At 62.0% G+C, this 26716-nt stretch carries 28 protein-coding genes and 1 pseudogene; 15 read left to right on the forward strand and 14 right to left on the reverse strand.

What is annotated here, in order from left to right; translation table 11 throughout:
* From FXB41_RS36215 to FXB41_RS36235, 5 genes are all read right to left on the reverse strand, one after another.
* Complete coding sequence (locus FXB41_RS36215; protein WP_219685166.1) at positions 1-321, reverse strand: 4Fe-4S dicluster domain-containing protein; 321 nt, start codon at positions 319-321, stop codon at positions 1-3.
* Positions 318-1946 carry an FAD-dependent oxidoreductase gene (locus FXB41_RS36220; protein WP_219685167.1) on the reverse strand — a complete coding sequence of 543 codons (1629 nt, stop codon included), beginning with the start codon at positions 1944-1946 and terminating at the stop codon, positions 318-320. Before FXB41_RS36220 ends, FXB41_RS36215 begins: the two co-directional genes overlap by 4 nt.
* A gap of 62 nt (positions 1947-2008) precedes the next feature.
* On the reverse strand, positions 2009-2260 hold the full coding sequence (locus FXB41_RS36225; RefSeq protein ID WP_219685168.1) for a hypothetical protein: 252 nt from the start codon (positions 2258-2260) through the stop codon (positions 2009-2011).
* 29 nt (positions 2261-2289) lie between these two features.
* A complete protein-coding gene (locus FXB41_RS36230; RefSeq protein WP_219685169.1) occupies positions 2290-3087 on the reverse strand; it encodes a MetQ/NlpA family ABC transporter substrate-binding protein in 798 nt (265 codons plus the stop codon).
* Positions 3088-3121: 34 nt separating this feature from the next.
* Positions 3122-4447, reverse strand: coding sequence for an O-acetylhomoserine aminocarboxypropyltransferase/cysteine synthase family protein (locus FXB41_RS36235; protein WP_219685170.1), 1326 nt, complete (start codon positions 4445-4447; stop codon positions 3122-3124).
* A 254-nt stretch (positions 4448-4701) separates the two neighbouring features.
* Here FXB41_RS36235 and FXB41_RS36240 point away from each other — a divergent pair, with 254 nt between their 5' ends.
* Complete coding sequence (locus tag FXB41_RS36240; protein WP_219685171.1) at positions 4702-6111, forward strand: LLM class flavin-dependent oxidoreductase; 1410 nt, start codon at positions 4702-4704, stop codon at positions 6109-6111.
* A gap of 13 nt (positions 6112-6124) precedes the next feature.
* On the opposite strand, the gene FXB41_RS36245 is transcribed toward FXB41_RS36240, so the two are convergent.
* Positions 6125-6298: a hypothetical protein gene (locus FXB41_RS36245; RefSeq protein ID WP_219685172.1), complete on the reverse strand. Its 174-nt coding sequence runs from the start codon at positions 6296-6298 to the stop codon at positions 6125-6127.
* 5 nt (positions 6299-6303) lie between these two features.
* Here FXB41_RS36245 and FXB41_RS36250 point away from each other — a divergent pair, with 5 nt between their 5' ends.
* Together FXB41_RS36250 and FXB41_RS36255 are read left to right on the forward strand one after the other, a co-directional pair.
* Entirely contained in the window at positions 6304-7269 is a 966-nt protein-coding gene (locus tag FXB41_RS36250) for an aliphatic sulfonate ABC transporter substrate-binding protein (protein ID WP_219685173.1), read from the forward strand.
* Positions 7270-7312: 43 nt separating this feature from the next.
* Positions 7313-8653 (forward strand): LLM class flavin-dependent oxidoreductase, encoded by a 1341-nt coding sequence (locus FXB41_RS36255; RefSeq protein ID WP_219685174.1) that lies wholly within the window; start codon positions 7313-7315, stop codon positions 8651-8653.
* A gap of 13 nt (positions 8654-8666) precedes the next feature.
* Here the strand turns inward: FXB41_RS36255 and FXB41_RS36260 are convergent, their stop codons facing one another.
* Positions 8667-9758, reverse strand: a complete 1092-nt coding sequence (locus tag FXB41_RS36260; protein ID WP_219685175.1) for an LLM class flavin-dependent oxidoreductase — start codon at positions 9756-9758, stop codon at positions 8667-8669.
* A 345-nt stretch (positions 9759-10103) separates the two neighbouring features.
* On the opposite strand from FXB41_RS36260, the pseudogene FXB41_RS36265 reads away from it, so the two are divergent.
* The 6 genes and pseudogenes from FXB41_RS36265 (at position 10104) to epsC (ending at position 15419) form a co-directional block, all read left to right on the forward strand.
* A pseudogene (locus FXB41_RS36265) lies at positions 10104-10901 on the forward strand (ABC transporter permease subunit).
* Complete coding sequence (locus FXB41_RS36270) at positions 10898-11626, forward strand: ABC transporter ATP-binding protein (RefSeq protein ID WP_219685176.1); 729 nt, start codon at positions 10898-10900, stop codon at positions 11624-11626. Before FXB41_RS36265 ends, FXB41_RS36270 begins: the two are co-directional and overlap by 4 nt.
* Before the next feature lie 18 nt (positions 11627-11644).
* The gene (locus FXB41_RS36275) at positions 11645-12649 is read left to right on the forward strand and encodes an NrtA/SsuA/CpmA family ABC transporter substrate-binding protein (RefSeq protein ID WP_219685177.1); all 1005 of its coding nucleotides are present in this window, start codon (positions 11645-11647) and stop codon (positions 12647-12649) included.
* A gap of 24 nt (positions 12650-12673) precedes the next feature.
* Positions 12674-13906, forward strand: coding sequence for an acyl-CoA dehydrogenase family protein (locus tag FXB41_RS36280; RefSeq protein ID WP_219685178.1), 1233 nt, complete (start codon positions 12674-12676; stop codon positions 13904-13906).
* A 45-nt stretch (positions 13907-13951) separates the two neighbouring features.
* A complete protein-coding gene (locus tag FXB41_RS36285) occupies positions 13952-14512 on the forward strand; it encodes a flavin reductase family protein (protein ID WP_219685179.1) in 561 nt (186 codons plus the stop codon).
* On the forward strand, positions 14502-15419 hold the full coding sequence (gene epsC / locus FXB41_RS36290) for a serine O-acetyltransferase EpsC (protein ID WP_219685180.1): 918 nt from the start codon (positions 14502-14504) through the stop codon (positions 15417-15419). Before FXB41_RS36285 ends, epsC begins: the two co-directional genes overlap by 11 nt.
* On the opposite strand, the gene FXB41_RS36295 is transcribed toward epsC, so the two are convergent.
* From FXB41_RS36295 to FXB41_RS36310, 4 genes are read right to left on the reverse strand one after another with little or no spacing between them, the layout of a single operon-like run.
* On the reverse strand, positions 15416-16282 hold the full coding sequence (locus FXB41_RS36295) for an ABC transporter permease (protein ID WP_219685181.1): 867 nt from the start codon (positions 16280-16282) through the stop codon (positions 15416-15418). The two genes, epsC and FXB41_RS36295, sit on opposite strands and share 4 nt — an antisense overlap.
* A complete protein-coding gene (locus tag FXB41_RS36300; RefSeq protein WP_219685182.1) occupies positions 16275-17135 on the reverse strand; it encodes an ABC transporter ATP-binding protein in 861 nt (286 codons plus the stop codon). The genes FXB41_RS36295 and FXB41_RS36300 overlap by 8 nt, the downstream gene beginning before the upstream one ends.
* Positions 17132-18190, reverse strand: a complete 1059-nt coding sequence (locus FXB41_RS36305) for an ABC transporter substrate-binding protein (RefSeq protein WP_246649464.1) — start codon at positions 18188-18190, stop codon at positions 17132-17134. Before FXB41_RS36305 ends, FXB41_RS36300 begins: the two co-directional genes overlap by 4 nt.
* 22 nt (positions 18191-18212) lie before the next feature.
* The gene (locus tag FXB41_RS36310) at positions 18213-19139 is read right to left on the reverse strand and encodes a TauD/TfdA dioxygenase family protein (RefSeq protein WP_219685183.1); all 927 of its coding nucleotides are present in this window, start codon (positions 19137-19139) and stop codon (positions 18213-18215) included.
* 502 nt (positions 19140-19641) lie between these two features.
* Here FXB41_RS36310 and FXB41_RS36315 point away from each other — a divergent pair.
* From FXB41_RS36315 to FXB41_RS36340, 6 genes are all read left to right on the forward strand, one after another.
* Positions 19642-20985 (forward strand): LLM class flavin-dependent oxidoreductase, encoded by a 1344-nt coding sequence (locus tag FXB41_RS36315; RefSeq protein ID WP_219685184.1) that lies wholly within the window; start codon positions 19642-19644, stop codon positions 20983-20985.
* 45 nt (positions 20986-21030) lie between these two features.
* Positions 21031-21846 carry a MetQ/NlpA family ABC transporter substrate-binding protein gene (locus FXB41_RS36320; RefSeq protein WP_219685185.1) on the forward strand — a complete coding sequence of 272 codons (816 nt, stop codon included), beginning with the start codon at positions 21031-21033 and terminating at the stop codon, positions 21844-21846.
* A 38-nt stretch (positions 21847-21884) separates the two neighbouring features.
* On the forward strand, positions 21885-22211 hold the full coding sequence (locus tag FXB41_RS36325) for a hypothetical protein (protein ID WP_219685186.1): 327 nt from the start codon (positions 21885-21887) through the stop codon (positions 22209-22211).
* Between the two features lie 199 nt (positions 22212-22410).
* The gene (locus FXB41_RS36330) at positions 22411-22563 is read left to right on the forward strand and encodes a hypothetical protein (RefSeq protein WP_219685187.1); all 153 of its coding nucleotides are present in this window, start codon (positions 22411-22413) and stop codon (positions 22561-22563) included.
* Positions 22564-22618: 55 nt separating this feature from the next.
* Positions 22619-23128 carry an Lrp/AsnC family transcriptional regulator gene (locus FXB41_RS36335; RefSeq protein ID WP_219685188.1) on the forward strand — a complete coding sequence of 170 codons (510 nt, stop codon included), beginning with the start codon at positions 22619-22621 and terminating at the stop codon, positions 23126-23128.
* A 638-nt stretch (positions 23129-23766) separates the two neighbouring features.
* Positions 23767-24159, forward strand: a complete 393-nt coding sequence (locus FXB41_RS36340; protein WP_219685189.1) for a RidA family protein — start codon at positions 23767-23769, stop codon at positions 24157-24159.
* Between the two features lie 74 nt (positions 24160-24233).
* Here the strand turns inward: FXB41_RS36340 and FXB41_RS36345 are convergent, their stop codons facing one another.
* The 3 genes from FXB41_RS36345 to FXB41_RS36355 are packed head-to-tail and all read right to left on the reverse strand — an operon-like array spanning position 24234 to position 26538.
* On the reverse strand, positions 24234-24653 hold the full coding sequence (locus FXB41_RS36345; protein ID WP_219685190.1) for a cupin domain-containing protein: 420 nt from the start codon (positions 24651-24653) through the stop codon (positions 24234-24236).
* Between the two features lie 50 nt (positions 24654-24703).
* Entirely contained in the window at positions 24704-25687 is a 984-nt protein-coding gene (locus tag FXB41_RS36350; RefSeq protein WP_219685191.1) for an ABC transporter substrate-binding protein, read from the reverse strand.
* Between the two features lie 56 nt (positions 25688-25743).
* Complete coding sequence (locus FXB41_RS36355) at positions 25744-26538, reverse strand: creatininase family protein (protein WP_219685192.1); 795 nt, start codon at positions 26536-26538, stop codon at positions 25744-25746.
* Positions 26539-26716: the final 178 nt, after the last annotated feature.

Here is a 26716-nt window from a genome sequence, read left to right on the forward strand (position 1 = left end):
TCAGTGGCCGAACAGCCGATAGCTCCGATCGGCCGCCCGCAAGTGGCAGCTTTCATCGACCCACCCGACGGCACGCCGGTAACTTCCCAACACAGCGGCTTCTTTCAGCGCAGCCACGTCGATCGCTTGCGGCGCATCGGCAAACGGCGAGACGAACAGCGCATCCTCCGGGCAATAGAGCTCGCACAGGAAGCAGGTCTGGCAGTCGCTCTGGCGAGCGATCGTTGGAATTCCGTCGGTCTTGTCGAAGACATTGGTCGGGCACACGTTGACGCAGATGTCGCAAGCCGTACAGCGCTCGGCATCAATGACCTCGATCATTCCGCGGCCTCCGAATATTGCGCCCAGACCAACGGACGCGCTGATGTCCAGACGTCGTCGAGCCCTCCGGACGTCACGTAGTGGCGGTAGCGGTCGTCCTGCTCGGGATAGTCGTCGCGGCGATGCATTCCCCGGCTTTCCTGACGCGCCAGCGCGCTGCGATACATCCAGCGCGCGGTCGCAAGCATGGCAGCGGCTTCCCGCGCACGCAGCAATTCCTGTTCGTCCGGCGAAGCCGCATGCGACGCCTCCGACCACAAACCGTCCAGCCGATTGAGCGACTCGCCCAGTCGCCCGGCCTCGCGGAAGTAGTTCAACTCGTAGGGAAACACCTCGTCCTGAACGCTCCGCGCAAGTGCGCCGCCCTGCAATGTCCGTCCATTGCCGGAGCGCAGACCAATCGTGCCGCGGCGGAACGCCTGGCGTCCAACTGTGGCGCCCAGTTGGCGCGCGAACTCGGCCGCGCCCTGGCCGGCCCAGTAGCCTGAAGACATCGCCCAGGCGGCGTTGTGGCTGCCGCCGCCGGTGAAACCGCCGCAGATCAACTCTCGGGTCGCAGCGTCACCTGCCGCGTAGAGACCCGGCACCGTCGTCGCACAGCTGTCGTCGACGATACGCAGACCACCTGTCCCGCGAACGGTTCCTTCGAGGCGCAACGTGATCGGAAAGCGTTGCGTGAAGGGATCGATACCGGTGCGGTCGAACGGAAGGAAGAAGTTCGGTTGGGAGACGCGCATGTGCCGCTGGGTCTCCGCATCAGCCTCATCGAGTTGAGCAAATACGGGGCCCTTGCGAAGCGCCCGTGCAATCACGGAGCGGCCGCCCTTCGACGACGCGCCCGGAATGACGCTGCCCTGCTGGTCGGTAAAACTCGCCCAGCTGTAGAACAGGGTCTTGGTCACCGATCCGAACGCCGGCGAGATCGCGTAGGCGTTGGAGAACTCCATGCTGGTGAATTCCGCCCCCGCTTCCGCGGCAAGGAGATAGCCGTCACCGGTCAGCACGTTCGATCCGAGCGTCTTGCTGAGAAAGGCGCATCCGCCGGTGGCGATCACCACGGCCTTGGCGTTGACCGCCCAGCGATCTCCCTTCTGGCGGCGCAAGCCTGCGGCGCCGGCCACCACGCCATTGCCATCGACCAGCAGTTCGAGCGCCGGCGAATGATCGAGGATGGTGACGCCGGCCTGCTTGGTCCGCTTGCGCATCAGGCGCATGTATTCGGGGCCCTGCAGCGAATTCCGCTGCGGCTTGCCGTCCTCATCTGCGGGATAAGGATAACCCCAATCGGCAAGCTGGTTGCTCTGGGCGTAGGTCCGGTCCAGCACGCGCGCCATCCAGCGGCGGTCTTGGAGATAACCACCCAGTTTCTCGCGACCGGCCATCGCGGCCTCGCGGTGTTCAGGGACGGGGTCGACATACCACACACCGGTGCCGGCCGCCGCGGTCGCGCCTGAGGTGCCGCAAAAACCCTTGTCCGCCAGTACGACGCGTGCACCGTGTTCGGCCGCACTGATCGCGGCCCAGGTGCCCGCGGGACCGCCGCCCAGCACCAGCACGTCGGCGTCGAACACAATCGATCCTGCCGAACTCGACAGCTTCTCGGCGCGGTCATATCGCTTCGTCATCACGCGTCTCCAAGTCATTTCTATGCGGCCCTTCAGCCGTCACGGGCAATGTGCTGCAAAAGCTAGGCGACGCGGGCAACCAGGACGTCCGCCGTGGCGTCCGCGAACTCGGATGACATGTCGTCGAAGAGAGCGAGCTCCCGAACCGTTGCAGCACGCGGACGAGGGTTCGAAGCCGCGGAGCCTCGCTGATTCAAGAAAAATCGGTCGAGCGCCCGCACGAACCCGGGCGAACCCGCTATGTCCGCGGCATGTCTCTCGCTTCCGGCCACGAAGGCAAAGCTCATCTGATTGACGTCGACGACATAGATCATCGCGCGATCTCCTTGCGTAGCGCGTCCGTCTAGCTGCCGAACCCGGCGGGAATGAAGGCCGGGATCTTCTCCTCGATGAACTGCTTCACCTCGGGAGAATTGAACACCTGGATGAATGCCTTCAAACGCGGATCGTCCTTCTTGTCCGGGCGCGCGGTGAACCGCAGCACGAGGCCTTCGTCGACCGTGCGATCGATGATCAGTGCCGATTTTGGGTCGCCCCCGGCGGGGATCAAATAAGTGATGTTGACGAGCGCAAGCGTCACGTCGTCCAGCGACCGATAGGTCTGCGCCGGATCCAGCTCGACGATCTTGAGATTCTTGGGATTGTCCGTGATGTCGAACTTGCTGACCGAGAAGCCTTTGCCCGGCGCCAGCTTGATCAGCCCGGCCCGCTCGAGCAGGATCAGGCCGCGGGCGCCGTTGAGCGGCTCGTTCGGAATGGCGACGCTGTCGCCGGACTTGATCTCGTCCAGCGTCTTGATCTTCTTCGAGAACAGGCCGACCGGGGCGATCACGCCGACCTTGTCGACCTGCACGAGGTTGAAACCCCGCTGCTTGTTCTGGAGCGCCAGATAGGTGGCGTGCTGAAACAGATTGGCGTCTACCTCGCCGCTGTTGACGACCTCGTTCAACACGACCCAGTCCGAGAGCTCGACGATCTTGACGTCTTGCCCCTTCTCCTTGGCGAGCTTGGCGGCAAAGGCCGCCAGCTGTCCGACCGGACCAGCGCTGGTTGCAATTTTCAACGGCTCGTCAGCGACGGCGGCAGCAGTGAGCGCAAGCCAAAGGCCCACGGCCTGGGCGGCTCGAAGAACAGTTCTCATTGTCTCAAGTCCATTCCAGTTCAGATGATGTGCTTCAGGCGGCCTTGCGCGCACCGGCGTCAGCGCCGGCGACTGTCAGTGCCTGACCGAGATCTGCAAGAATGTCGTCCGGATGCTCGATTCCGACGGACAGCCGGACATAGCCAGGCGTGACGCCCGCGGCGAGTTGATCTGCCGCAGTGAGCTGCTGATGCGTTGTCGAGGCCGGGTGAATGGCCAGTGACCGCGCATCGCCGATATTGGCGACGTGATAGAACAGCTTCAGCGCATCGATGAACCGTCGTCCCGCCTCGACGCCACCCTTCAGCTCGAAGCCGACGAGGCCCCCGTAGCCGCCCCTCAGATACGCATCCGCCCGGCGCTTGTTCTCTCCGCTTTGCAGGCCTGGGAAGATCACGTTCGACACCGAGGTGTTCTTGGCGAGGAAGTTCGCGACCTTGACCGCATTCTCGTTGTGCTGGCGGATGCGCAGCGGCAGAGTTTCGAGACCCTGGATGAACTGGAAGGCATTATGCGGCGCGATCGACGCGCCAAGATCCCGCAGCAGCTTGACGCGGGCCCGCAGGATGTAGGCGATCGGCCCCAGCGGCTTCGCGGCCTCCGTCCAGATCGCGCCGTGATAGGCCTCATCGGGCTTGTTCAGCAGCGGGAAGCGGTCCGCATGTGCCGTCCAGTCGAAATTGCCGCCGTCGACGATGGCACCACCGATGGCGGTGCCATGGCCACCGATATATTTGGTCGTGGAATAGACAACCACCGCAGCGCCATGCTCGAACGGGCGTGCAATCAGGGGCGACGCCGTGTTGTCGAGAATGAGCGGCACCCCGAGCGAGCGGCCGATGTCCGCGACCTCCTTGATCGGAAAGACATTCAGCTTCGGGTTTGGGAGCGTCTCGCCGAAATAGGCTCGTGTCTTTGCGTCCGTGGCGCGACGAAAATTTTCCGGGTCCGAGGGATCGACGAAGCGGACCTCGATTCCGAACTGCTTCAGGGTCTGCGACAGCAGTGTCCAGGTGCCGCCGTAGAGGTCCGTCGACGATACGATGTTGTCGCCGGCCTGGGCAATGTTGAAGATCGCGAAAGCGGAAGCCGTCTGTCCCGACGCAACGGCAAGCGCCGCCACGCCGCCTTCGAGCGCAGCCAACCGCGTTTCAAAGGCTTCCTGGGTCGGGTTGCCGATGCGGGTGTAGATCGGACCGAGCTGCTCGAGTGCGAACAGGCGTGAGGCGTGATCGGTGTTTTCGAACTGGAACGAGGTGGTTTGATAGATCGGAACCGCCACCGCGCCAGTGGCGGGATCGGTGCGGTACGATCCGCCATGCAACGCCAGCGTCTCGAAGTTCCGGGTCTCCAACGTCATCTGCAATTCCCTTTCGATCTCGAGAGCGCGCGCGTCGCGCGGCAAGCCGTGCCTGTCGACGAAAATGATGCGGTCGGATTCCGTGGCTGTCGAGCGGGTTGAAAAAATAGCGATGCGCGTGCTGCGGCACCGTCGCTTCGTAACGCGTTTCTTTCAGCTCTTTCGCTGAATTGGAAACAAACTCGCTGGCGCCAAATGTTAAGAACGGTCGTACGGAGCGAATGTGCTTCGCAATGCATGACCGGGCCCTGACCATGACGAGACCGCGCGAGCTGCGCTTCAACGCTTTCAACATGCCCGCGCCGAGCCACAACTGGGCGGGCCTGTGGTCTCATCCGCGCGATGCGTCCATCGACTACAACACGCTCGACTATTGGATCGACTACGCAAGGACCGCGGAGCGCGGACTGCTCGACGGCATCTTCCTGGCAGATGTGTTCGGCGTGTACGACGTCTATGGCGGCAATGCCGATGCCGCTGCACGGCATGCGGTCCAGCTTCCCAACGCCGACCCGACGCTGCTCGTATCCGCCATGGCGCTCGTCACCAGCCATCTCGGCTTCGGCATCACCTCGAACCTGACCTTCGAGCATCCCTATCAACTGGCCCGTACGTTTTCGACGCTCGACCACCTGACCAAGGGCAGGATCGGCTGGAACATCGTCACCGGTTATCTCGACAGCGGCGCGCGCGGCATGGGCCTTCCGGCCGGCCGGGCCCATGACGATCGTTATGACGCGGCCGAGGACTTTCTCACCGCGGCCTACAAGCTATGGGAAGGCAGTTGGGAGGACGATGCCGTACGCCGCGACCGCGGTGCCTGCATCTTCACGGACCCGGCCAAGCTCCATCGGGTCCTGCACGAAGGCCCCTATTTCAAGGTCGACGGCATCCATCTCGCCGAGCCCTCGCCACAGCGAACGCCGCTGCTGTATCAGGCCGGCACGTCGAAACGCGGCCGCACCTTCGCAGCCAGGCACGCGGAGGCTATCTTTCTCAACGGCCAGACCAAGCCGATCCTGGCGCGCGCCGTGCGCGAGATCCGGAGTGCGGCCAAGGACTATGGCCGCGATCCCTATGACATCCGCTTGTTTGCCGGCGCGACCGTGATCGTGGCGCCGACCCGTGCCGAGGCGAACGATCTGCTCGAGGACTATGCGCGGCATGTCGATCAGACCGGACAGCTCGCTCTGCTGTCGGGCTGGACCGGCATCGATTTCTCGACTTATCGGCCCGACCAGCCGATCGAATATGTCGAGAGCAATGCCATTCAGTCCATGGTGGAGAATTTTACAGTGCGGAGCGATCGGCCGGTCAATATCAGCGACCTCGCAAGATTGAGCCGTGCCGGTGCGCGGTCGCCGTTCTTGGTCGGCTCGCCGCAGGACGTCGCCGACGAACTGATCGCCTGGGCTGAGGAGACTGATGTCGACGGCTTCAACCTGTTCCGGCTGGTCGTGCCGGAATCGCTGAACGCGTTTGTCGATCTGGTCGTGCCGGAACTGCAATCACGCGGTGTCTACAAGACTGCCTATCGTGAGGGTACGCTGCGCCAGAAGCTGTTTCCTGGACGCGGTCCGCGATTGCACGCAACGCACTCCGGCGCGAGCTTTCGCCGTGCGCCTACGACCGCCAAAACGCTCCGATCCGATGCCGCTGAGTAGCGGGCGTCCGATTTCACGCAACAAGTGGCGTTGCATGGAAAATTCCGTTCTCGGATTGCGACGGGCCGGGAACGCTTTGTTCTCCAACAGCGTCGTAATGTGAAATTGCAACGCGGCCGTGATTGCCGGCACATTGCGGCCTGTAGTTTGCCAACGCGCCGCCAAGGCGGCTGAGCTTCAGGATCATTGTTCATGTCTCGTCTCACCTCCCGCCTGCGGGCCCTCGCCGCAGCCGCGCTCGGCATCTTCGCCATGGCGTCCATTCAGCCCGCCATGTCCGAGGAGATCCGCATCGGCTATCAAAAATCCTCGACGCTGACGGCGATCCTCAAGACGAACGGGGAGCTGGAGAAGGCGCTCGCGCCGCTCGACGTCACCATCTCCTGGCACGAATTCACCAGTGGCCTGCCGCTGCTGGAGGCGATCAATATCGGCAGCATCGATTTCGGCGCGGATGTCGCCGACACCGTGCCGATCTTCGCGCAGGCCGCCGGCGCTAAGCTCGCCTACGTCGCGGAGGAAGCCGCCTCGCCCGCGGCGCAGGCGATCGTGGTGCCGGAAGCGTCGGCCATCAAGACCACCGCTGAACTGAAGGGCAAGAGGATTGCGGTGAGCAAGGGCGCCGGCAGCCACTATCTTCTGCTTGCGGCCTTGGCGAAATCCGGGCTGAGCTTCAAGGATATCACCCCTGCCTATCTGACGCCGGCCGATGGCCGTGCGGCCTTCGTCAGCAACAATGTCGATGCCTGGGTCGCCTGGGATCCGTTCCTGACCAGCGCCCTCCACCAGACGAAAGGTCGTATCCTGTCCGACGGCAGCAATGGCCTCGCGAGCTACAAGCGCTACTACCTCGCTTCGGCGGCCTATGCGGACAAGCATGCCGAGGTGCTCAACGTGATCTTCGCCAAGCTCTCGGCGACCGGCAAATGGGTGAAGGCGCAGCCAAAGGACGCGGCCACGTTGCTTGCCGGGCTCTGGGGTATCGACGCAGCAACTGTCGAGGAAGCCAACAGCCACCGCTCCTATCAGGTGGGCGCGGTGACCGGGCCGGGCCTGTCGGAGCAGCAGCGCATCGCCGACGCATTCCATGGCGAAGGCCTGATCCCGGTGAAGCTCGACACCACCGACATCAAGATCTGGTCGCCGAAGGGGTCTTGATCCTCGTCACTTGCGGCTTCAACCGTCGACTTTCGGAATCCCTATGTCGCCCCGCCAACTGCACTTGAACGTCAACCTGCTTCACTCCGGCGTCTATCCGTCTGCCTGGCGGCTGCCGGACAGCGATCCGCGCGCCTTCTTTGATCTCGGGCATTATGTTCGGGTCGCGCAAATTGCCGAACGCGGGAAATTCGACGCGATCTTTCTGGCGGACTCGCCAGCCGTCAACGACCGTATCGACTATCGGTCGTTCACGTCGCTGGAGCCGACCATCATCCTGGCGACGATCGCAGCCGCGACGAAGCATGTCGGGCTGATCGGGACGGTATCGACGAGCTACAACGAGCCGTACAACATTGCGCGCCGCTTCGTGTCGCTCGATCACGCGAGTGGCGGACGCTCGGGGTGGAATGCCGTCACGACAGCAGATGCCGCTTCAAGCCGCAATTTTGGGCTCTCGGGTGCACTGGAGCACAGGGCCCGCTACGAGCGGGCCAAGGAGTTTACGGAGGTCGTCCACGCGCTGTTCGACAGCTGGGAGGACGACGCCTTCGTCGGCGACAAGGCGAGCGCCAGGTTCGCCGATACGACGAAAGTACATCCAATCGCCCACCGCGGCCCGCATTACTCGGTCGCGGGCCCCCTGAACGTGCCACGCTCGCCGCAGGGGCGACCGGTGACGGTGCAGGCGGGCGGCTCGAATGACGGCCGCGATTTCGCAGCTGCCTATGCGGAGGCCGTGTTCACACTGGCGCAGTCGGTCGAGGAAGGCCTCGCCTATGCACGCGATCTGCGCACGCGTGCAGCGGCATACGGACGGTCCGGCGATTCCATTGTCATTCTGCCGGGGCTTGCGACCGTCATCGGCAGCACGGAGGCCGAAGCAAAGCGTCGGCAGGACGAACTCTGGGAGCTGGTCCCGATCGAATACAGCCTCGCGCGTCTCGCCGGCACACTGCAGATTGATCCCGCACAGCTCGAACTCGACAAGCCCCTGCCCGATCCACTGCCATTGCCGGTCAACGCAAATCACACGATGTTCCAGGGCACGGTGAACCTCGCACGGCGCGGCAACCTTACCGTCCGTGAGCTCATCCACGCGCTCGGAGGCGGTGTCGGACATCGCGTCATCGTCGGTACGCCGGAGCAGATCGCCGACGACATCGAGGCTTGGTTCAAAACGGGTGCCGCCGACGGGTTCAATCTCATGCCGGACGTGCTTCCGTCCGGGCTGGAGACCTTCGTCGATACCGTCGTGCCTATTCTGCAGAAGCGCGGGCTATTTCGCAGCGAGTACACCGGCTCGACGCTGCGCGATCATTTTGGCCTGCAGCGACCGGCGAGCCGATACACCAAGCGGCCGCCGGAGGTCGCATCGGCCTAGCCGCCCCGACTATCTACCCCAGCGATCGGGTCCGCCCGTCGGCGGACCCGGCCGATTGCCTGCCTCGCACACGCGGCATTACCTCGCGCGCAAAGCGCCGCATCTCGGCCTCGAACGGCTGGAATTGCAGCATGAAGAGCTCAATGCCGGCCGCATGGAACGCTTCGATGCGCTCCGCCACCTCGTCATAGCTCCCGACCAGTCCCGCTGCCGTACCACCGTTGCTGCCAACGCGCGGCGTCTTCTGCATGGTCTGCATCATTACGACCTTGGGGTCAGTGTTTTGCTTCTCGACCGCCTTCATCGGTGCATCCTTTGCGGCGAGGTTCAGCAACCGCTCGTGAGCGGCCTCCGCCTGCTCCCGGGTTTCGCGAGCAATCACGAAGGCCGAAAGCCCGAACCGCAACGGAGCGGCGCCCTCGCGCGACCGCGTCGCGACATTGGCGATCAGGCCGGCCACGTCCTCCAGCGGCTGGCCGTTGATAAACCAGACGTCGCCATGGCTGGCGACCAACGATCGCGCCGGCTCCGATTCACCGCCGACGTAAATCAGCGGGCGTTTGCGATACAGGCTCGTTGGCCTAAGTGCGTAGTCTCGCACATTAAAATGCTCGCCGGTGTAAGTGAGACGCTCACCCTCCATCAGGCGCGAGACGACCGAGATCCATTCACGGCCGTAAGCGTAGCGTGCATCGTGCTCCGGAAATCCGATCCCGGCCTTGTCTAGCTCCGGCCGGTTCCAGGCATTGACCAGATTGATCGCAAATCGGCCACGGCTGATGTTCTCGATTCCGAGTGCGAGCTTCGCCAGCACCACCGGATGATAGAGATAGGGCTTGATCGCGGCGATGATCTCGATGCGCTTCGTGAGCGCCGCGAGCGCCGCCGCAGCACTCCAGGCCTCAAGCTGATCGAGATCCTCCTGATGTGGATTGATCGTATGTTGGGCGATCAACGTGGAGTCATAGCCGAGCTCTTCGGCTGCAAGAATGAGATCGCGATTGCGTTCCCAGGACGCGTCATAGGGCTCTTCGGGATCCTGATGCGCCGCGCGCGGCCCGTGCACCAGCGCCCAAATGCCGAAGCGAATAGGTGCGGTCGCCATCGTGCTCTCCTTTAATTTTCCCTGGCTATGTCATCGATCGTGACCAGTTCTCGCCAACGACTGATGCAAGATCAAGCACATCCATCCCAAAAGATTTTCTTTGTCGCGGAGCGGCGCCGCAACGACAGCAGATCACTCCGTATCGAATGACAATTGAAATAGCGCTCTATTTCTGTCGAGCCGATTTCGTGGGACATTTTCTACGAACGGCAGGTCATTGCCGTCGCATCTGCCGCATCGGATGCGGGAGATGGAACGAGGTCTCGCATCTTGAGCAATATCGAACTGAGCCAAATCGACCGCTCGGCGATCGGCGCGGATCACGCGCCGTCATCGCGGGGCAGCATCCAATCGCCGACGCAAGCATACAAGCTTGGCGCTCGCGCCCTCCAGCTCCTATCCTGGATCGCGCCCGTGTCGCTCCTGATTGTCTGGGAAGCGCTCGCATAGGCCGGATGGCTTTCGCCCCAGGTTCTGCCTGCGCCGAGCAAGGTGGTACGGACAGCGTTCAAGCTCGCGGCCGGCGGGAGCCTGTTGAACGACCTCGGCGTCAGCCTCCTGCGCGCCGCAGCGGGCTTTGCGATCGGTGCTGCAGTTGGCGCCACGCTGGGCGTTCTTGTCGGCTTCTCGCGGGTGGCGGAGGCCGCGATCGACCGCAGCGTGCAGATGATCAGGGCCATCCCTTTCCTCGCCGCGCTGCCCCTCGTCATCGTCTGGCTGGGCGTCGGCGAAGCGGAAAAGATCTTTCTTGTTGCACTCGGCGTCACGTTCCCGATCTACATCAATACCGTACTTGGTATCCGCCAGGTGGATCCCAAGCTGCTTGAGCTGGGACGGGTCCAGGGCCTGAGCTCGCTGCAACTGATTCGCCGGATCATCCTTCCCGGTGCAATGCCGTCGATCCTGACCGGTGTTCGTTATGCTCTTGCCACCGCGTGGCTCGCGCTGGTGGTGGCCGAAACCATCGGCGCCCAATCGGGCATCGGCTTCCTCGCGATGGATGCGCGCGAATTCCTGCGCACCGACGTGATCGTCCTGACGATCGTGATCTACGCGCTGATCGGCGTCGCGGCCGATGCCATTGCCCGCTTTCTCGAACGTCGTCTCCTCGCCTGGCATCCGAACTACGGAGCGCCGCGATGAATCTGCACGTCGCTCCGCAGTCTTCCACGCCGTTCGAATCCGGACCGGCCGTCGTAGTCAGCAACCTCGTCCGCAGCTACGGCAGCCGCGTCGTGATCGAAAAATTGAACCTGCGAATCGGTCGCGGCGAGTTCGTCGCCCTGCTCGGCGAGAGCGGGTGCGGCAAGACAACGCTGTTGCGGGCGCTGGCTGGGCTGGATCCCATCCAGGGCGGCCGTATCGTGGCGCCGCGCCGCCCGGCCGTGGTGTTCCAGGAACACCGGCTACTCCCGTGGGACAGTCTCTGGCGCAACGTCTCTCTTGGCCTGCAAGCGCCGGCCGCGCGCGAGCGCGCCGCCGAAGCGCTGACCGAGGTCGGTCTCGGCGATCGTCTCGACGACTGGCCCCGCAATCTCTCCGGCGGGCAGGCCCAGCGTGTTGCGCTCGCCCGTGCGCTGGTTCAGCAGCCCGAGCTTCTGCTGCTCGACGAGCCGTTTGCAGCGCTGGATGCGCTCACCCGTATCCGCATGCACGAGTTGGTCCGAGAGCTCGTCGCCAATCATCAGCCGGGCGTCCTGCTCGTCACCCACGACGTCGATGAAGCCATCGCGCTTGCCGACCGCATCCTGGTGATGCGTCACGGCGCGATCGCCTACGAGCACCGCGCGTTGCGCGACGGCTCTACGCCCATCTCGCGCGCCGAACTTCTCGGCGAGCTCGGCGTGATTTCCCGTTCCCCCAACTGATTTGTCCGGAAGGCCAATATGTCCGACTCCCCAATCGCCAAACCATCCCGGCGCAGCTTTCTCGGCTCCGCAGCTTTCGGCATTGGCGCGCTCGCCGGCATGAACATCAGCGAATTCGCCCAAGCCGCGCCTGGTCGGACCACCGACACCGTTCGCCTGACCTGGGGCCTCAGCGGCCTCAATCTGATCGCCAAGGAACGCGGTGAGTTCGAGAAGCTGCTGGCCAGGGACGGCATCAAGGTCGAGTGGCTCGGCCCGTTCCCGAACCACGCGCCGACCTTGCAGGCTGTTACGGGCGGCAGCGCCGATTTCAGCTTCGGCGGCAGCACCACGCCGGCGCTGGCCGCCATCATCGCCGGCTCCCCCCTCGTGTTCACGCAATTCGTGGTCTACGAGCCACGCACCACCGCGATCATCGCCAAGGACGGTTCCGGCATCGACAGGATCGAGGATCTGGTCGGCAAATCGGTCGCAGTCAATCGCTCGGGCCTCGGCGAATTCCTGCTGGTCGCAGCCCTCGAGAAGCACAAGGTGGACCGCTCCGCGGTCAAGTTCGTCTATCTCAATCCGCCCGATGCTGCGCCCGCGCTCGCTTCGGGTAAGGTCGATGCGTGGTCGATGTGGAGTCCCGGCGTCGACATCGCCCGGCGCGAATACAAGGCGCACGACATTTTCCTGGAAGGCCGCGACCTCGACTTCCAGATCGACTACACGTCCTATCTCACCACCCGCAAATTCGCGACCGACAATCCTGCACTCGTCCGCGCCGTGAACGAAGCGTTCCGCGCCGAGGGCAAGTGGATCTCGGAGAACAGCAAGGACGCCGAGTACATCGCGCAGAAGGCGGGCAAGTACAGCGACGAAGTCCGCGACCAGTTCATCGCGCTGAAGCGCCGGTATCGCTACTTCGCCGTGAAGGACGAGCGGTTCATCAGCGAGCTGCAAAAGGCCGCCGACTGGCTCGTGACGCGCAAGGTTTTGCCCGATCCGGTCAAGGTGATCGAGCATCTCGCCCAGCTCTAAGAACGTGACCTGCAGGCCAAGACAATGAACAAGACCGTATCCACACCCTCCCTGACGCCATCCGAGCCGCTCAAGACCGGCTCGCCGGAACTGGAGGCTCTGCTCAACCAGATATCCGAAGGGGCCAGTGACCGCGAGCGCGACCGCGTCCTGCCTTTCGAAGTCATCGATCTCATCCGCCAAGCACGACTCGGCGCACTGCGGCTTCCGGTGAACGCCGGCGGTGCCGGCAGCACGATCCGCGATCTTTTCGCCTTCGTGATCCGGCTCGGCGAGGCCGACGCCAATGTCGCGCATATCCTGCGCAACCATTTCAGCGTGGTCGAGCGACTGGTGCGTACACCCAAGGACGAGCAGAGCCGGGAATGGCAGAAGGCGGTCGCCGAAGGAGCCATTATCGGCCTCGCCACCACCGAGCTCGAAAGCCCGCGCGTCGGCAATGTCACGCCGGGCACGGCCTTCACGCCCGACGGCAACGGTGATTATTTGCTGAACGGCACCAAATATTACTGCACCGGCACGCTGTATTCGGATTACGTCCTCGTTCGCGCGGCCGATCCGTCCGGCGCGACCGGTGCCACGATCGTCCCGGTCAAGCGCGACGGCATCGAGCTCGTGGACGATTGGGACGGGCTCGGGCAGCGGCTCACGGCGACCGGCACCACGCACTTCCGCAACGTCAAGGTCAAGCGCGAGGAGGTCGTGTTCGACACGCCGGACGGCGGCTATGGCGTGCCCTATTCCAACACGTTTGCACAGCTGTTTCTGACGGCGATTGTGGCAGGTATTGCGCGTGCGACGCTGCGCGATGCGACAGCCCTGGTCCGCTCGCGCAAGCGTACGTTCTACTATGCACCGACCGAGATCCCGACTGATGATCCGCTATTGCAGCAGACGGTCGGCCAGATCGCCAGCGGCGCCTTTGCGGCCGAAACCGTCGTGCTGGCGGCCGCCGAGGCGCTTGACATCGCGACCGACGCATTCGATGCCGGCGCTGCGAACGCAGCAGATGCCGCGCATACGGCTGCCCTGCTCTCGGCCAAAGCAAAGATCATCGCCGACGATTTCGCCATTCGCGGCGGCAGCCTGCTGTTCGATGCCGGCGGCGCATCGGCGACCAAGAAGGTCACCAATTTCGATCGCCATTGGCGCAACGCGCGGACCCTGTCCTCGCACAATCCCACCACCTACAAGGCGCGTTCGATCGGCGAATACGAGCTCAACGGCACGCCATTGCCCGCGAAGGGCTTTTTCTGAGAGAGAACAGGTCAGATCCACGGCGTCCGATGCGAGGAGCGGCAGATGGGAAAGTCCGACATTCATCTGGTCAGCGGCGATGACGAGGTCGAGCGCCAGTTTCGAGCCGTGATGCGGCGCCTGGCCGGCGGCGTCACCATCATCACGGCCGGCCACGACGATGATATCACCGGCATGACGGTGACGTCCCTGACGTCGCTCAGCGCCAGTCCGCCCCGGTTGCTGGTCAGCGTCAACCGGCAGGCCTCGTCCTTCGCTCGCATCGCGCGTTACGGCATATTCGGCGTCAACATCCTGGGATCGGGCCAGCAGGCCCTCGCCGGGCGCTTCAGCGACGGCAGCCTGAAGGGCCACGAGCGCTTCGACGGGATCCGATGGTCCGGCGTGCCGCTGCTTGGCGATACCCTCGCGACCATCGAATGCAAGGTCGAGGAAATCATCGAACGGCATTCGCATGGCATCATCATTGGCAGCCTGCTGAGCTTCGAACTGTCCCACGAACTGTCCGGCCTGGTGTACTGGAACGGCCAGTACATCAGGATCACGCATGACTTCGACCTCGACCTCCTCGCCGAGATCAGCATTCCGTTGGCCCATGTCAGATAACCCGCCGGAACCGCCCAGCGGCGGGCGCTGGCAGCTTGACAGGATTGTCGCCGAGCTTCGCCTCTCGCGCGAGGAAACACACAGCATAAGGCGCGACGGAGAGGCGCGACGCGCCCCCTCGCGTGAGGCGCTTCAGGCCATTCTGGATGGCCTCACCGAGGCGCTGTTTCCGAGGCACTACGGTCAGTACGATCTCGACGGCGAGAATATCGACTATTTCGTCGGCAATCGCCTGAGCATCGCCCTCGACGGCCTTTGCGACCAGATCCACCGCGGCGCGCGATTCGTCGGCGACGAGCTGATCCCGGGCTACCGGCGCGAGGACGCGATCGAGCTAACGCGGCAGTTCGGCGCGCGCCTGCCGGTGGTGCGCGGTCTCCTGATCTCCGATCTCAGAGCCGCCTTCGTCGGCGATCCCGCGGCCAGGAATTTTCCGGAGATCCTGATCGGATATCCGGGCATGACGGCGATCATCCATCACCGGCTGGCACATATCCTTGATGGGCTCAATGCGCGCTTGATCGCCCGGCTTGTCGCGGAGATTGCTCATACGAGAACCGGGATCGACATTCACCCCGGCGCCAGCATCGGATCCGGCTTCTTCATTGATCACGGGACCGGTGTGGTGATCGGTGAAACCGCGATCATCGGCGACAACGTCCGTATCTATCAGGCCGTGACGCTCGGCGCGCGCCACTTTCCGACCAACGACGATGGCCATCTGATCAAGGGCGATGCACGGCATCCGATCGTCGAGGACGACGTCGTGATTTACGCCGGCGCAACCATCCTGGGACGGATCACGATCGGCCGGGGCGCGACGATCGGCGGCAACGTCTGGGTCACGCAGGACGTGCCGCCGAACAGCATCGTGACGCAGGCCACCGCCCGCAACAAGCAGGGTTAGGCGGCCGGCGCCTTCCAGCGCATCAGGCGGCGTTCCAACCCCTCGAGGATCGCGTTGAAGACGAGGCCGATCACGGTGATAGCCAGGATACCAAAATACATCTGCGGGATCAGGAAGCTGTATTGGCTGTTGATGATGAGATAGCCGAGCCCGGATTTCGCGCCGACCATTTCTGACGCCACCAGGACCAGCATTGCGGATGCGCTCGCCAGACGGATGCCGACGAAGATCGTCGGTAATGATGCCGGCAAGATCACCTTCCGAAACAACTGGCTCGGCGTCGCGCCCATGGTCCGCGCAGACTTGACCAGCAGCGGATCGACCTGGCGCACGGCAGCGATCGTATTCAGCAGTAGCGGCCAGGCGCAGCTATAGACCACCATGGTGACCTTCGAGAGCTCCCCAATGCCAAGCAGCAGGATGAAAACAGGGAGCAGCGCAAGTGGGGCCGTGTTGCGTGCGACCTCGATGATCTGATTCAGGAAATCGCCGAGCCTTGCGTACCATCCTGTCAGCACACCCAACGGCACGAACAGGACAATGGCGACCAGGAAGCCGCTCAGGGCTCTAAGCAGGCTTGCGCCGACGTCGTCATAGAGTTCACCGCTCTGCGCGAGCTGCCAGCCCGCGGCGATCACCTCGGAGAACGGCGGCAGGAACGTCACATCGATCAGCCCGAGGCGCGGCGCCGTCTCCCAGACGGCCAGAAACACCAGCAGCAACAGGCATCGTTGCCCGACGATGCCGAGCCATCGCACCAGGCTGCCCGTCGCGGCGGCAACCGCGCCCGGCCGTGGTCTGGCCCGGTGTTTCGGGCTGCCCTCGGCCAGTTCCAGCAGCGTCAGGACTTCCAGATTAGACATGGGCCAGCTCCTTCGCCTTTGCGATGGGCTCACCGTCCGATGCCGCCATTTGGGAGCCCTGCGCCTTCAACACCTCGTCGCGCAGCAAGGACCACACCTCGTGCCTGACATGCCCGAACTGGGGCAGCGAACGGACGTCCTCGGTCTCGCTATGCAGCTCATCGGGAACATCGATGACCTGCTTGATGCGGCCGGGGCGCGAGGTCATCACCGCCACGCGCTGACCAAGGACCACGGCTTCGTCAATGCCATGGGTGATGAACAGGATGGTCTTTCCCGTGCTACGCCAGATCCGCAGCAGCTCTCCCTGGAGAGTTTCGCGCGTCTGTGCATCGAGCGCCGCAAACGGCTCGTCCATCAGCAGCACCTCCGGATCGTAGGCAAGGCTCCGAGCGATGGCGACGCGTTGTTTCATGCCACCGGAGAGCTCGTGCGGATAACGGTCGGCAAAGCCGGACAGTCCGACAAGATCGAGGTAATGTAACGCCTTCTCCCGCCGCTCCCGTGCTTTGAGGCCGGCGATATCGAGCCCGAACTCGACATTCTGCGCAGCCGTGCGCCAGGGAAACAGCGCGTATTGCTGGAACACGATGCCACGGTCGCGCGCCGGCCCCTCGATGACCTTGCCATCCAGCAGGATGCGGCCGCTGCTCGGTGTCGTCAGGCCGCCGAGCAGGTCTAGCAAGGTCGACTTGCCGCAGCCGCTCGGTCCGACCAGCGCAAGGAATTCGCCAGCACGAACATCGAGGGTGACGTCATCCAATGCGGTAAATTGCTGCACAGGCCCACCATCCTTGCCGCGGATGGTGAACTCCTTGCGCACATGCTCGAAGCGGATCTTGGCCATGGTCATTTGGCCTCCGCAGTCTTACCGGGACGGAAATAATTGAACTCGTTGGTGTAGAGATCCGACGGCTTGAGCTGATCCGGCTTCAGCAGCCCGTCCTTGACCAGCCAGTCGATCCAGACCTGAAGCTCGCCATCGCCGATCACACCGCCCTTGGTCGCAACGCCCGTGCTTTTCCAGTACTTGATCGGCGTGGCGTCCTCGTTGCGCTTGCGCTCGGCGATGATGCGTTCGAACCGGGCGCGAACCTCTTCCGGCGGCGTCGTCTGCGCCCACTCGATGGCATGGGAGACGCCTTCGATCAGCTTGCGGGACGTGTTGGGATTGTCCTTGATGAATCTGTCCCGCAGCACGTAGGACCCGCCGGTGAAGTTCCCGAAGATGTCCGTATCCGCAAACAGCCTGCGGATGCCGCCGCGTTCCAGCGCCTTGTCGCGCAGCACGCCGTTGAGCGTGCTGACCTCGACCTGCCCTTGCCGCAAGGCCTGCTCGCCGGTGACCGGCGGGATCGCGACCAGCGTCACCTGCTTTGCTTCTGCCGGGGTCAGCCCGTTGCGCGCGAGGTACTCACGCAGCACAAATTCGAGGTGCGCCCCCAACGTGTTGACCGCGACGCTCTTGCCGATCAGATCACGGGCGGATTTGATCGGGCTGTCCTCCTTCACGTAATAGCCATTGTAGGTGTTGTGGTCTGAGCCGTAGTAGCCGACGACCGCCTTGATCGGCGCCTTGGCGGCGATCAGCTTGATGATCGCGCCATAGAACGCACCGCCGATATCGATATCGCCGGTGACGACGGTCTGGATGTCCTGAGGACCACTGATGGTGTTGCCGACCCATTTGAGCTTCAGGGGCGCGAGATAGCCGAGATCGTCGGCCAGCTCGATGAAGGTTACCTGCCCGGCCCATCCCTGGTAGAGGATCTCGGTCTTTTCGAGCTGCGGCTCGGCGATGGCGCTGCCGGCCAGAGCTGTCAGGCCGAGACCGGCCAAACCAAGTTGCCGGCCTGTCGCCGGCAGGCCGGCAACCAGGCGACGCAACGCAGAGATGGCGATCTTCATTGTGTTCACTCCCTTGCTCATTTCAGGCGGCCTTCGCCTGCGGCTTCGGCGCCTTGACGCGGGTCACGCTGTGCCGTCCATCGATGCTCACTGGCACCTCGCCATCGATGGTGGCGCGCCGGACCACGCGGTGCTGGTCGCCGTAGTCGTTCACCGCGTAGTGCTGGGTCGCCCGATTGTCCCAGATCACCACGTCTCCCTGCCGCCAGCTCCACCGCACCGTGTTCTCGGGTGCCGTGATGTGCGATTGGAACAGGTCGAACAGCTTCTGGCTGTCATATTTCGACAGGCCGACGAAGCGCTGCACGAAGTTGCCGAGCACCAGCGTCCGCTCGCCGGTCTCGGGATGGATGCGAACGACCGGATGCTCCGTCTCGTAGACCGTCGCCGTGAAAACCTCCTCGAACTGCTTCCTGTCGGCTTCGCTCGCCCGGGTCTTGACCGCATAGTCATAGGCGTTGCTGTGCACGGCCCAGAGTTCGTCGGCGAGCTTGCGCAGCGGCGCCGGCAGGTCGAGATAGGCCGCAGCCGTGTTCGACCAGATCGTGTCGCCGCCGAATTCGGGAATCACGACGCCGCGCAGAACCGAGATCTTCGGATAGGCATCGACGAAGGTGACGTCAGTGTGCCACTGGTCGGCGCGGCCGCCGCCCCGTCCGGAATCGAGCTCCAAAATCGACGCCGTTCCCTTTGTCGCGCCAACCGTCGGATGCGGCACCAACTTGCCGAGCCGGTGGGCAAACCGCTCCTGCTCGGCATCATCCAGATGGTTCTGGTCTCGGAAGAAGATGACTTTGTGCTCGAGGAGAACCTGGTTGATCACCGCGACCGTCTGATCCGGCAGATCGCCGGAGAGCTTGATGTTCCTGATTTCGGCGCCGATGCGGGCCGACCGCTTGACGATATCCGAACGCGGAATGACGTTGGCGATGGTGATTCCGTCAGTCATGTCATCTTCCCCGAGACTGCGATCCGTTTGGACAAGGCTCCGCCGTTCGCCGATCGCTGATGCGGCGGCGGAGTGAAAGACAGTAATGTTGCGATCGATCCTCTTGCGGAATGCCGTCTGCTCTGACGGCACTCGTGTCTGGTGGGATCTTCCGTGGAGCTGCATCAATGCAGCCTGTGTTCAGTTGCACGATGCTAGCGCAAGGACTTCGGAAATAGCTTCCAAAGTTCGAACGGCGTGGGGAATGGTTGCATTCGCGAAATCGACCAAAGCGAACGCAGAACCGCACTCGCTGGAGAGCACAGCATCGTCGCCGCCCGCGACGTTCGTCTGGCGATGCACTTCCCCAATACACCCTACGGGTGGACGGCGCTCGATCTACGTTTGCACGTTTTCTCGCAAATTCATGCTCGCGCCGAACTCAACAACGCAAATCCATTCCATCGACAACGATGTGAGCGCCGACATAGATTTTGCGCAGGTCGACCAGGAACATTTCGACATGAGCAACCAACGGCAGCTTGTACTAAATCTCTTTATCTACCCCGGCGGCCACCACGAGGCCGCGTGGCGCTACAAGGGATCTGAACCGGACCGCATTCTGGACATCACGCATTATCAGGAGCTGGCGCAGCGCGCCGAGGCGAGCAAGTTCGACGCCATCTTCTTTGCCGATGGCCCGGCGTTGGCCGACAACGTCCGCTATGCCCAGCGCTTTCGCTTCGAGCCGATCACCTGGCTTGCCGCCATCGCCGCAGTGACGAAACGCATCGGGCTGATCGCAACCGCATCGACGACCTATACCGAGCCGTACAATCTGGCGCGCCTGTTTGCCTCGCTCGATCATCTCAGCCGAGGCCGCGCCGGCTGGAACATCGTCACCACCAGCGCGCCCCAGGCCGCGCAGAATTTTGGGCTGCCCGAGCATCCGCCTCACCAGGAGCGCTACGAGCGCGCCCGCGAATATCTCGACGTCATCTCGCGGCTCTGGGACAGCTGGGAGGACAACGCGCTCGTCAACGATCCCTCCTCCGGCATCTTCGCCGACACAAGTAAGATCCACACGCTCGACCACGTCGGCAAGCATTTTCGTGTCCGTGGCCCGCTGAACATCTCGCGCCCCCCGCAGGGCCGGCCGGTCTATGTGCAGGCCGGCGCCTCCGACGACGGCCGCGCCTTCGCCGCCCGTTATGCCGAGGCGATCTTCACGGCGCATCAAACCCTGGACTCGGGGAAGGCGTTCTATGCCGATATCAAGCGCCAGGCCCGCGTCTTCGACCGCGCTCCCGACGAGATCAAGATTCTGCCCGGTATCAGCCCCTTCATCGGCAGCACGCAAGTGGAGGCCGACCGGCTTCAGGACGAATTCAACGCACTGATCCAGCCCGAATATTCGCTGACGCAATTGCGCCAGATGATCGGGGTCGATCTCACCGGCTACGATCTCGACGGTCCTGTCCCGCGCCACCTCATCGACACCGCGAGCGCGCGCGGCGTCGCCAGCCGCTTCAAGCTCGTCGTCGACATCGTCGACCGCGAGAAGCCGACCATTCGCCAGCTGGTGCAGCGCCTCGCCGGCGCGCGCGGACACTGGGTGATTGCCGGCACGCCGGAAAAGATCGCCGACAACATCCAGAGCTGGTTTGAGAGCGGCGCTGCCGACGGCTTCAACGTGATGCCACCCTGGCTGCCCGGCGGCTTCGACACATTCGCCGAGCAGGTCGTCCCGATCCTGCGCAAGCGCGGCCTATTCCGCGAGGACTACACCGGCACGACGCTGCGCGAGCATTACGGTCTCGCCCGCCCTGCCAGCATCTACTCCAACGCGGTCAAGGCGATTGCCTGACACCGCGTCCGCACTCACATCTCAGCTTGAGACCAGTTAGAAGACATGAAGGCAGCGTTGTTTCTCCTCTCCGGCCTTTTGGCCCTTTCTCCCCTCGCCGGCTGGAAGGCCCGGGCACAGCAGCCCGCCAAGCCTGAACTGCGGGTCGGGTTCGTGCCGGGACCGTATATCGACGAATTCAAGATCGGCGTCGAACCCGAGTTGAAGAAGAAGGGCTACAAGATCCGCTACGTCGAGTTCTCGACCGGCCTTGAAGCCAACAATGCGGTGTTCAAGTCTGAGATCGACGCCAATGTGATGCAGCACACAATCTTCCTCGAATCCTACAACGAGCGGCAGAAGACCGATCTCGTCGGCATCGTCCACGTTCCGACACCACCGATGGGCCTCTATTCGAAGAAGCACCCGCTGGGTACGCCGATCAAGCCGGGCTCGAGCGTCGCCGTGCCGAACGATCCCGTCAATCTGCAGCGCGCACTGTGGGTGCTGCGCGACCTGGGCCTGATCGAGATCCGCGACAGCAAGCCGGTCGACGTCACCGAGCTCGATGTCATCAAGAACCCCGGCGGCATCAAGATCGTCCCGCTCGAAGCCGCACAGGCGCCGCGCGCGCTCGACGATGTCGATTTCGCCGCCGTTCAGGGCAATTTCGCGATCTTCAGCGGGCTGAAGCTGACCAACGCCTTCGCGCTGGAAAAGATGACGACGCCCTACATCAACGTGCTCGCGGTCAAGAACGCCAATGCCAATGCCGAATGGGCCCAGGATATCGTTGCCGGCTACAAGTCTCCGGCGTTCAAGACGGCAATCCAGGCCGATCATTTCTATGACGGCTTCACCTTGCCCGACTACATGAAGTGAACGTTCGCAAAACAGCAGCGGTAACACACGGCACCGGCATGTTCGAATTCACACTGGAATGGACCGGTCTTCGTTCTACCGCCGACCGGGCGATCGATGCGAGAGCGGTCACGGATCGCATCGGCAAGCATGCAGCATTGATCCTCCCGCTGGTCCTGTTGATCGCGTTCCTGCTCGTGCTTGGCCTCATGACGGGAGCGCATCTTTACCAGCGCGCTGACCGGAGCCTGCTGTATGCATCGTTCGGCAGCATGGGGTTGCCTATCCTGCCCATGGCGTCGGGCTCGTGCCGGTGGCCGCTAAAGGCCGGTTCCACGCCCCGCTTGCGGCATGCCGACCTGCTCGCGCTGCTCGCGAACGACTGATCCAACGCCTCCGCGTCAGGTACACCGCATGAAAATCGTCCCTTGCGAAACGGCGCCATGGAATTTTCTACTTGAACAAATGACAGCTTCAGCACGATCCAACCAAACTGATCGATGCCAGCGTCTGGCGATGTTCAACGTCACGTCGCCCGTGATAACCTTGCCGGGTTCTCGCCCCACAACGTTGTCCGGAGTGAGCATGAGCTACGTCGCCTCGCTGCATCTCAGCCTCGCCAGCTGGCTCGAACAGGCACGCGGATGGTTCCGGCGATCGCTGCGGCCGCAGACAGGCGGCGAAAGCGGCGATCAGGACGACCTCTACGAGATCTTCCTGTTCGGGCCCCACGGCTGAGAGTTTTGCCGAAGTGCCGGCCCTCGAGCTTCGCCTGACACAAAGGTAATCGAACATGACCGACGCTGCGTTGCAGCTCGCCGAGACGGGCCGCCGCCTCGATGCCATCGACCGCAAGATCCTGACGGTGCTTCAGGAGGACGCCTCACTATCGGTGGCCGAGATCGGCGACCGGGTCGGCCTGTCGTCCACACCGTGCTGGAAGCGCATTCAGCGGCTGGAGGCTGACGGCGTGATCCAAAAGCGCGTTGCGCTGGTCGACCAGAACAAAATCGGCCTCGGTCTCTCCGTGTTCGTCTCCGTGGAAAGCTCCGATCACTCCGACGTCTGGCTTAAGCGCTTCGCAGCTGCCGTTAGCGCCATGCCCGAGGTGATGGAATTTTATCGGATGGCCGGTGACGTCGACTACATGCTGCGCGTCGTCATTCCGGACATGCAAAGCTACGACGTGTTCTACAAAAAGCTGATCCACGCCGTACCGCTCAAAAACGTCACCTCGCGCTTTGCGATGGAGAAGATCAAGTCGATCACTGCGCTGCCGATCCCGCTTGTGGTGGCGGACTAAGAAGCGAGCCCTGCATCGGTTGTCCGATTTGTTCGCCGCACTAACAACCGATACCGACATTCGCTGATGGTAGCCGTTTGATGTGAGCTACTCCTTGCGTCCCGAATGCAGTGAACATCTTCTAAGTTGTTGATTTTTCTCTGATTGGCAGGTGCTTCCGTCCCGTTTTGTTCACGCTCGTTTCACCCAATTCGTTGCGGCGGCAGCGAGGGAGAACGGTGCTCGGCGCGTTATTGGGATCTTGGACTTGCGCCGGAGCAGCCGAGGCCTGCGAGGGTAAGCGTATTAGACTAGGCGGTGATCTGTCGGGGGTTCGAGTCACTAGACCGCTACCGCTTTTCCCCACACCAGCCGAAACTACGATATTTTCTGCGGGCGTGCGCCTAGTGCCTCCGATCCCATCGAGTTGAGTTCAAATCGGGGACCTGTAACCATTTCAAATGCTATTTCGAAGATGGTATTCGCGGTGCTGGACTTTAAATCAGCTCAGCTACAGACGCCGATCGACACGACAAGTCTTTGATCCACATGACATCAAAGGTCATGCGTCGGCGCCAATTTACACTCGAAAGACAAGACCGCGGAAAGCTGCTTAAATGCGCCACATCGACTCGGCGGTTTGAGCCATCCTTGGAGTAATGAATTTGCGCGCACTTTCACCGGCTTCGATCAAAGCGCCTCTTGCGCGCTACAGTCACGGCATCGCTATCTCGGCCGGGCAACGCTTGGTGTTCACCTCTGGCCAGCTCGGTATTCGCGGTGATGGAATAATTCCTGCCGATTGCGAAGCACAGGCTGATCTTTGCTTTGCAAATGTCGCGGCAATCCTGGCCGAAGACGGCATGACGCCGGCCGATATCGTTCGGATCAACGCCTACGTTACCGATCGCGCGCACATGCAAGGCTACATGCGCTCACGTGACCGGCAATTTCCCGGTACGCCGCCGGCGTCGACCTTGCTCATTGTATCAGGCTTTACGCGGCCGGAATTTGTCGTCGAGATCGAAGCTATCGCAGCGGCTCCTGACTGACGAGGCCGGTTCGGTACGAGATACGCCGAAGATATCCAGCAGCGACCTCATGCTGGTCACCGATGCCCAGCTTTTCAAAGGCCTTGCAAGATCCTGACATCATCGGCATCGAGCTGCACCCGGTCACCGCCACGAATCAGCTCGGCAAAACCTTCATTTGGCGTCATCACCGTGAGCGTGTAGAGCTTATCGATCCCAACATTCTCGATCACATGTTCCGAGCCCGGATGCAACAGCAGCGAGTCGCCTTTCTTGATTGGAATCGTCTTGCCCTCGCAGCGCGCGACACCGTCGCCATGCAGCACGTGGAAAAATTCGTGCGCGGCGGCATGCTTGTTAGGTGGCGTCGCACCGCCTGCCTTGAATATTTCGATGACGAAAATATTGTCAATAGCATCGCTGCTCCTGTCGAAAAGCATCACGAAGTAATTGGTGTCAATGGGCGAAATGCGGAATGCCTCGGCCTCAGAGATATCGGCAACGCTGAATGCCATCAAAAGCCCTCCTGGCTGCAGACAATCGTTCGGTACGGGCGCAGTATCCTTCAAGGCAAAATCTTGGCACCGGCAACGAATTGCGTGGTGTAAGTTTGATCGAGAGATACCTTTGACGCATCGATTAGGCCAAGACTTACGAAGGTATCGTAGGTCGCCTTCATCCGGTCATCGGTTATCGTTCCTATGCCTTGCGCGATGGCATCTCCGCCCGTCACGAGCTTGGTGTCTCTCACTGCCTTGAAAGTGTAATCGATATCTGCCGCAGTTTGCTTCGGATTTTCACTCTTTAGAATTGCGTTGCCTGGATCGGGATTGGCAAGATAGCTTTTGTACCCTTCGGCCGTCGCTTTGATGAAGGCCGCAATTTGAGGGCCGCGTTGCGCGATAGTCTTGTCCAGGCAGGCGATCACGGTCGAGTAGGTCGGGTAGCCATAGTCACTGATAAGGAATCTATTGAATTTTACTCCGAGCTTCTCAATCATGCTCGGATCGGTTGTGACATAGCTCTGAGTCGCTGCATTTTCGTCTGCAACAAAGGGTTGGAAATTGTTCGTGAACGGCCTGGTCTGATCGTCAGACAGTCCGTATTTCGCCTTGAGCCATAACCAGTAGCCGGTGCGCGCACCGGTACTGATCAAAACTGTCTTGCCTTTGAGATCGGCCAAGGACTTCACGTCGTCATGCGCAATAATGGCAATCGCTTCTTTCTGAAAGACGGCAGCAACGGTCTTGACCGGTAGGCCGCTTGAGCGCAGTTGCATAACCTGGATTTCGTTTGAACCCATCACGCAATCTGCCTGTCCGGCCGCCATCAGCTGATAAACGTTGATTTGCGGCCCACCCATTTTGATGGTCACGTCAAGGCCATGCTTTTTATAGGTACCCTCTGCCAAGGCCTGATAGAAGCCACCGTGTTCAGCCTGCGCAAACCAGTTGGTTAGAAACGTAAACTGTTCATCCGCCCGTGCAGGAAGGCATGCCATCAATGAGGCTGTCGCCATCACAACAGCTGATCGGAGGCTCTTTTGCATCAGTGATCCATAAGTTAGGGAGGAGGAACGATGCGTCAGAATTTGCAATCTGCGCTTTATGCCGTCGCCAATTTTCCGAGATCGAATCGGTTCATGTCTTTGAGCAATTCGATACACTCCGAGATCTGATGCCCGGCGATTGCAGAACCTATCTCGGAGGTTCCCGCTGCGGCATCCCCCACGGCGCCGTCCCGGTTCATGTCGTGGATGATCCAGCCCATATTGTGCTGACCGGTCGCGCGGAGATGCTTAAATGTGGATTCCATCCACCGCGTCGCCGAAGCGAAATTGCGAGCCTTTTCCATCCGGACGAGATCGGGGCGAAAGTGCAGCATGAGGGACGTCTCGACCTTGCCCGCATGGATCCCGTAGCGTTTCTCTTCGTCATCGATCAATCCTGCCGGTGTTCCAAATCGACTCCATTGAGTCGCTACGGCGAGCATCGCAAACCTGACACGCAGCTCTCGCGCTACGATGTCCATGATTGCGTTGTTTCCGCCATGTGAATTGACGATAAGTATTTTTCGAAGGCCCGTTCGATACACTGCAGCACCGATGTCGCGCCAGGCCGAAATCAGCAACTTCGGGTCAAGTGTCAGTGTTCCCGGCCCCAACATGTGCTCGTTGGATTTTCCTATCTTCTGATGCGGCAACACGAGCACGGAGACATCGACCGGCAAACGGTCCTTCAGCAACTCGATCATGCCGACCGAAATGGCGGAATCCGTAGCGACTGGCAGATGAGGCCCGTGCTGCTCTGTTGCGGCGATGGGCAGGATTGCAATGGTCTCGGGGTTAACCGACGCGAAATCTTCCGTCGTCATGTCTTCCCAATAAAACGGACGGGGCAAGTTGTTCTCCTAAGCGATACGTCCATACTGGCGGCGGGCGATGCGTCGTAAAAGCATCAAATTAGTCCCATGGGCATCTCTTTTGAGCATCACTCGAACACGTATTCTTCGCGTCGCGCGAGGAGTGATCCTTCGGCAGTAGACAAGCTACCTCGTGGTGGAGGCGGACGACGCAGCC

The sequence above is a fragment of the Bradyrhizobium canariense genome (assembly GCF_019402665.1).
In the GTDB taxonomy this organism is placed as follows: Bacteria; Pseudomonadota; Alphaproteobacteria; order Rhizobiales; family Xanthobacteraceae; genus Bradyrhizobium; species Bradyrhizobium canariense.

Excerpts from the sequence above, each read along its gene's own strand:
- FXB41_RS36215 (WP_219685166.1), bottom strand. The coding sequence starts at position 321 with ATGATCGAGGTCATTGATGCCGAGCGCTGTACGGCTTGCGACATCTGC.
- FXB41_RS36220 (WP_219685167.1), bottom strand. The coding sequence starts at position 1,946 with ATGACGAAGCGATATGACCGCGCCGAGAAGCTGTCGAGTTCGGCAGGA.
- FXB41_RS36225 (WP_219685168.1), bottom strand. The coding sequence starts at position 2,260 with ATGATCTATGTCGTCGACGTCAATCAGATGAGCTTTGCCTTCGTGGCC.
- FXB41_RS36230 (WP_219685169.1), bottom strand. The coding sequence starts at position 3,087 with ATGAGAACTGTTCTTCGAGCCGCCCAGGCCGTGGGCCTTTGGCTTGCG.
- FXB41_RS36235 (WP_219685170.1), bottom strand. The coding sequence starts at position 4,447 with ATGACGTTGGAGACCCGGAACTTCGAGACGCTGGCGTTGCATGGCGGA.
- FXB41_RS36240 (WP_219685171.1), top strand. The coding sequence starts at position 4,702 with ATGACGAGACCGCGCGAGCTGCGCTTCAACGCTTTCAACATGCCCGCG.
- FXB41_RS36245 (WP_219685172.1), bottom strand. The coding sequence starts at position 6,298 with ATGATCCTGAAGCTCAGCCGCCTTGGCGGCGCGTTGGCAAACTACAGG.
- FXB41_RS36250 (WP_219685173.1), top strand. The coding sequence starts at position 6,304 with ATGTCTCGTCTCACCTCCCGCCTGCGGGCCCTCGCCGCAGCCGCGCTC.
- FXB41_RS36255 (WP_219685174.1), top strand. The coding sequence starts at position 7,313 with ATGTCGCCCCGCCAACTGCACTTGAACGTCAACCTGCTTCACTCCGGC.
- FXB41_RS36260 (WP_219685175.1), bottom strand. The coding sequence starts at position 9,758 with ATGGCGACCGCACCTATTCGCTTCGGCATTTGGGCGCTGGTGCACGGG.
- FXB41_RS36270 (WP_219685176.1), top strand. The coding sequence starts at position 10,898 with ATGAATCTGCACGTCGCTCCGCAGTCTTCCACGCCGTTCGAATCCGGA.
- FXB41_RS36275 (WP_219685177.1), top strand. The coding sequence starts at position 11,645 with ATGTCCGACTCCCCAATCGCCAAACCATCCCGGCGCAGCTTTCTCGGC.
- FXB41_RS36280 (WP_219685178.1), top strand. The coding sequence starts at position 12,674 with ATGAACAAGACCGTATCCACACCCTCCCTGACGCCATCCGAGCCGCTC.
- FXB41_RS36285 (WP_219685179.1), top strand. The coding sequence starts at position 13,952 with ATGGGAAAGTCCGACATTCATCTGGTCAGCGGCGATGACGAGGTCGAG.
- epsC (WP_219685180.1), top strand. The coding sequence starts at position 14,502 with ATGTCAGATAACCCGCCGGAACCGCCCAGCGGCGGGCGCTGGCAGCTT.
- FXB41_RS36295 (WP_219685181.1), bottom strand. The coding sequence starts at position 16,282 with ATGTCTAATCTGGAAGTCCTGACGCTGCTGGAACTGGCCGAGGGCAGC.
- FXB41_RS36300 (WP_219685182.1), bottom strand. The coding sequence starts at position 17,135 with ATGACCATGGCCAAGATCCGCTTCGAGCATGTGCGCAAGGAGTTCACC.
- FXB41_RS36305 (WP_246649464.1), bottom strand. The coding sequence starts at position 18,190 with ATGAAGATCGCCATCTCTGCGTTGCGTCGCCTGGTTGCCGGCCTGCCG.
- FXB41_RS36310 (WP_219685183.1), bottom strand. The coding sequence starts at position 19,139 with ATGACTGACGGAATCACCATCGCCAACGTCATTCCGCGTTCGGATATC.
- FXB41_RS36315 (WP_219685184.1), top strand. The coding sequence starts at position 19,642 with ATGAGCAACCAACGGCAGCTTGTACTAAATCTCTTTATCTACCCCGGC.
- FXB41_RS36320 (WP_219685185.1), top strand. The coding sequence starts at position 21,031 with ATGAAGGCAGCGTTGTTTCTCCTCTCCGGCCTTTTGGCCCTTTCTCCC.
- FXB41_RS36325 (WP_219685186.1), top strand. The coding sequence starts at position 21,885 with ATGTTCGAATTCACACTGGAATGGACCGGTCTTCGTTCTACCGCCGAC.
- FXB41_RS36330 (WP_219685187.1), top strand. The coding sequence starts at position 22,411 with ATGAGCTACGTCGCCTCGCTGCATCTCAGCCTCGCCAGCTGGCTCGAA.
- FXB41_RS36335 (WP_219685188.1), top strand. The coding sequence starts at position 22,619 with ATGACCGACGCTGCGTTGCAGCTCGCCGAGACGGGCCGCCGCCTCGAT.
- FXB41_RS36340 (WP_219685189.1), top strand. The coding sequence starts at position 23,767 with ATGAATTTGCGCGCACTTTCACCGGCTTCGATCAAAGCGCCTCTTGCG.
- FXB41_RS36345 (WP_219685190.1), bottom strand. The coding sequence starts at position 24,653 with ATGGCATTCAGCGTTGCCGATATCTCTGAGGCCGAGGCATTCCGCATT.
- FXB41_RS36350 (WP_219685191.1), bottom strand. The coding sequence starts at position 25,687 with ATGCAAAAGAGCCTCCGATCAGCTGTTGTGATGGCGACAGCCTCATTG.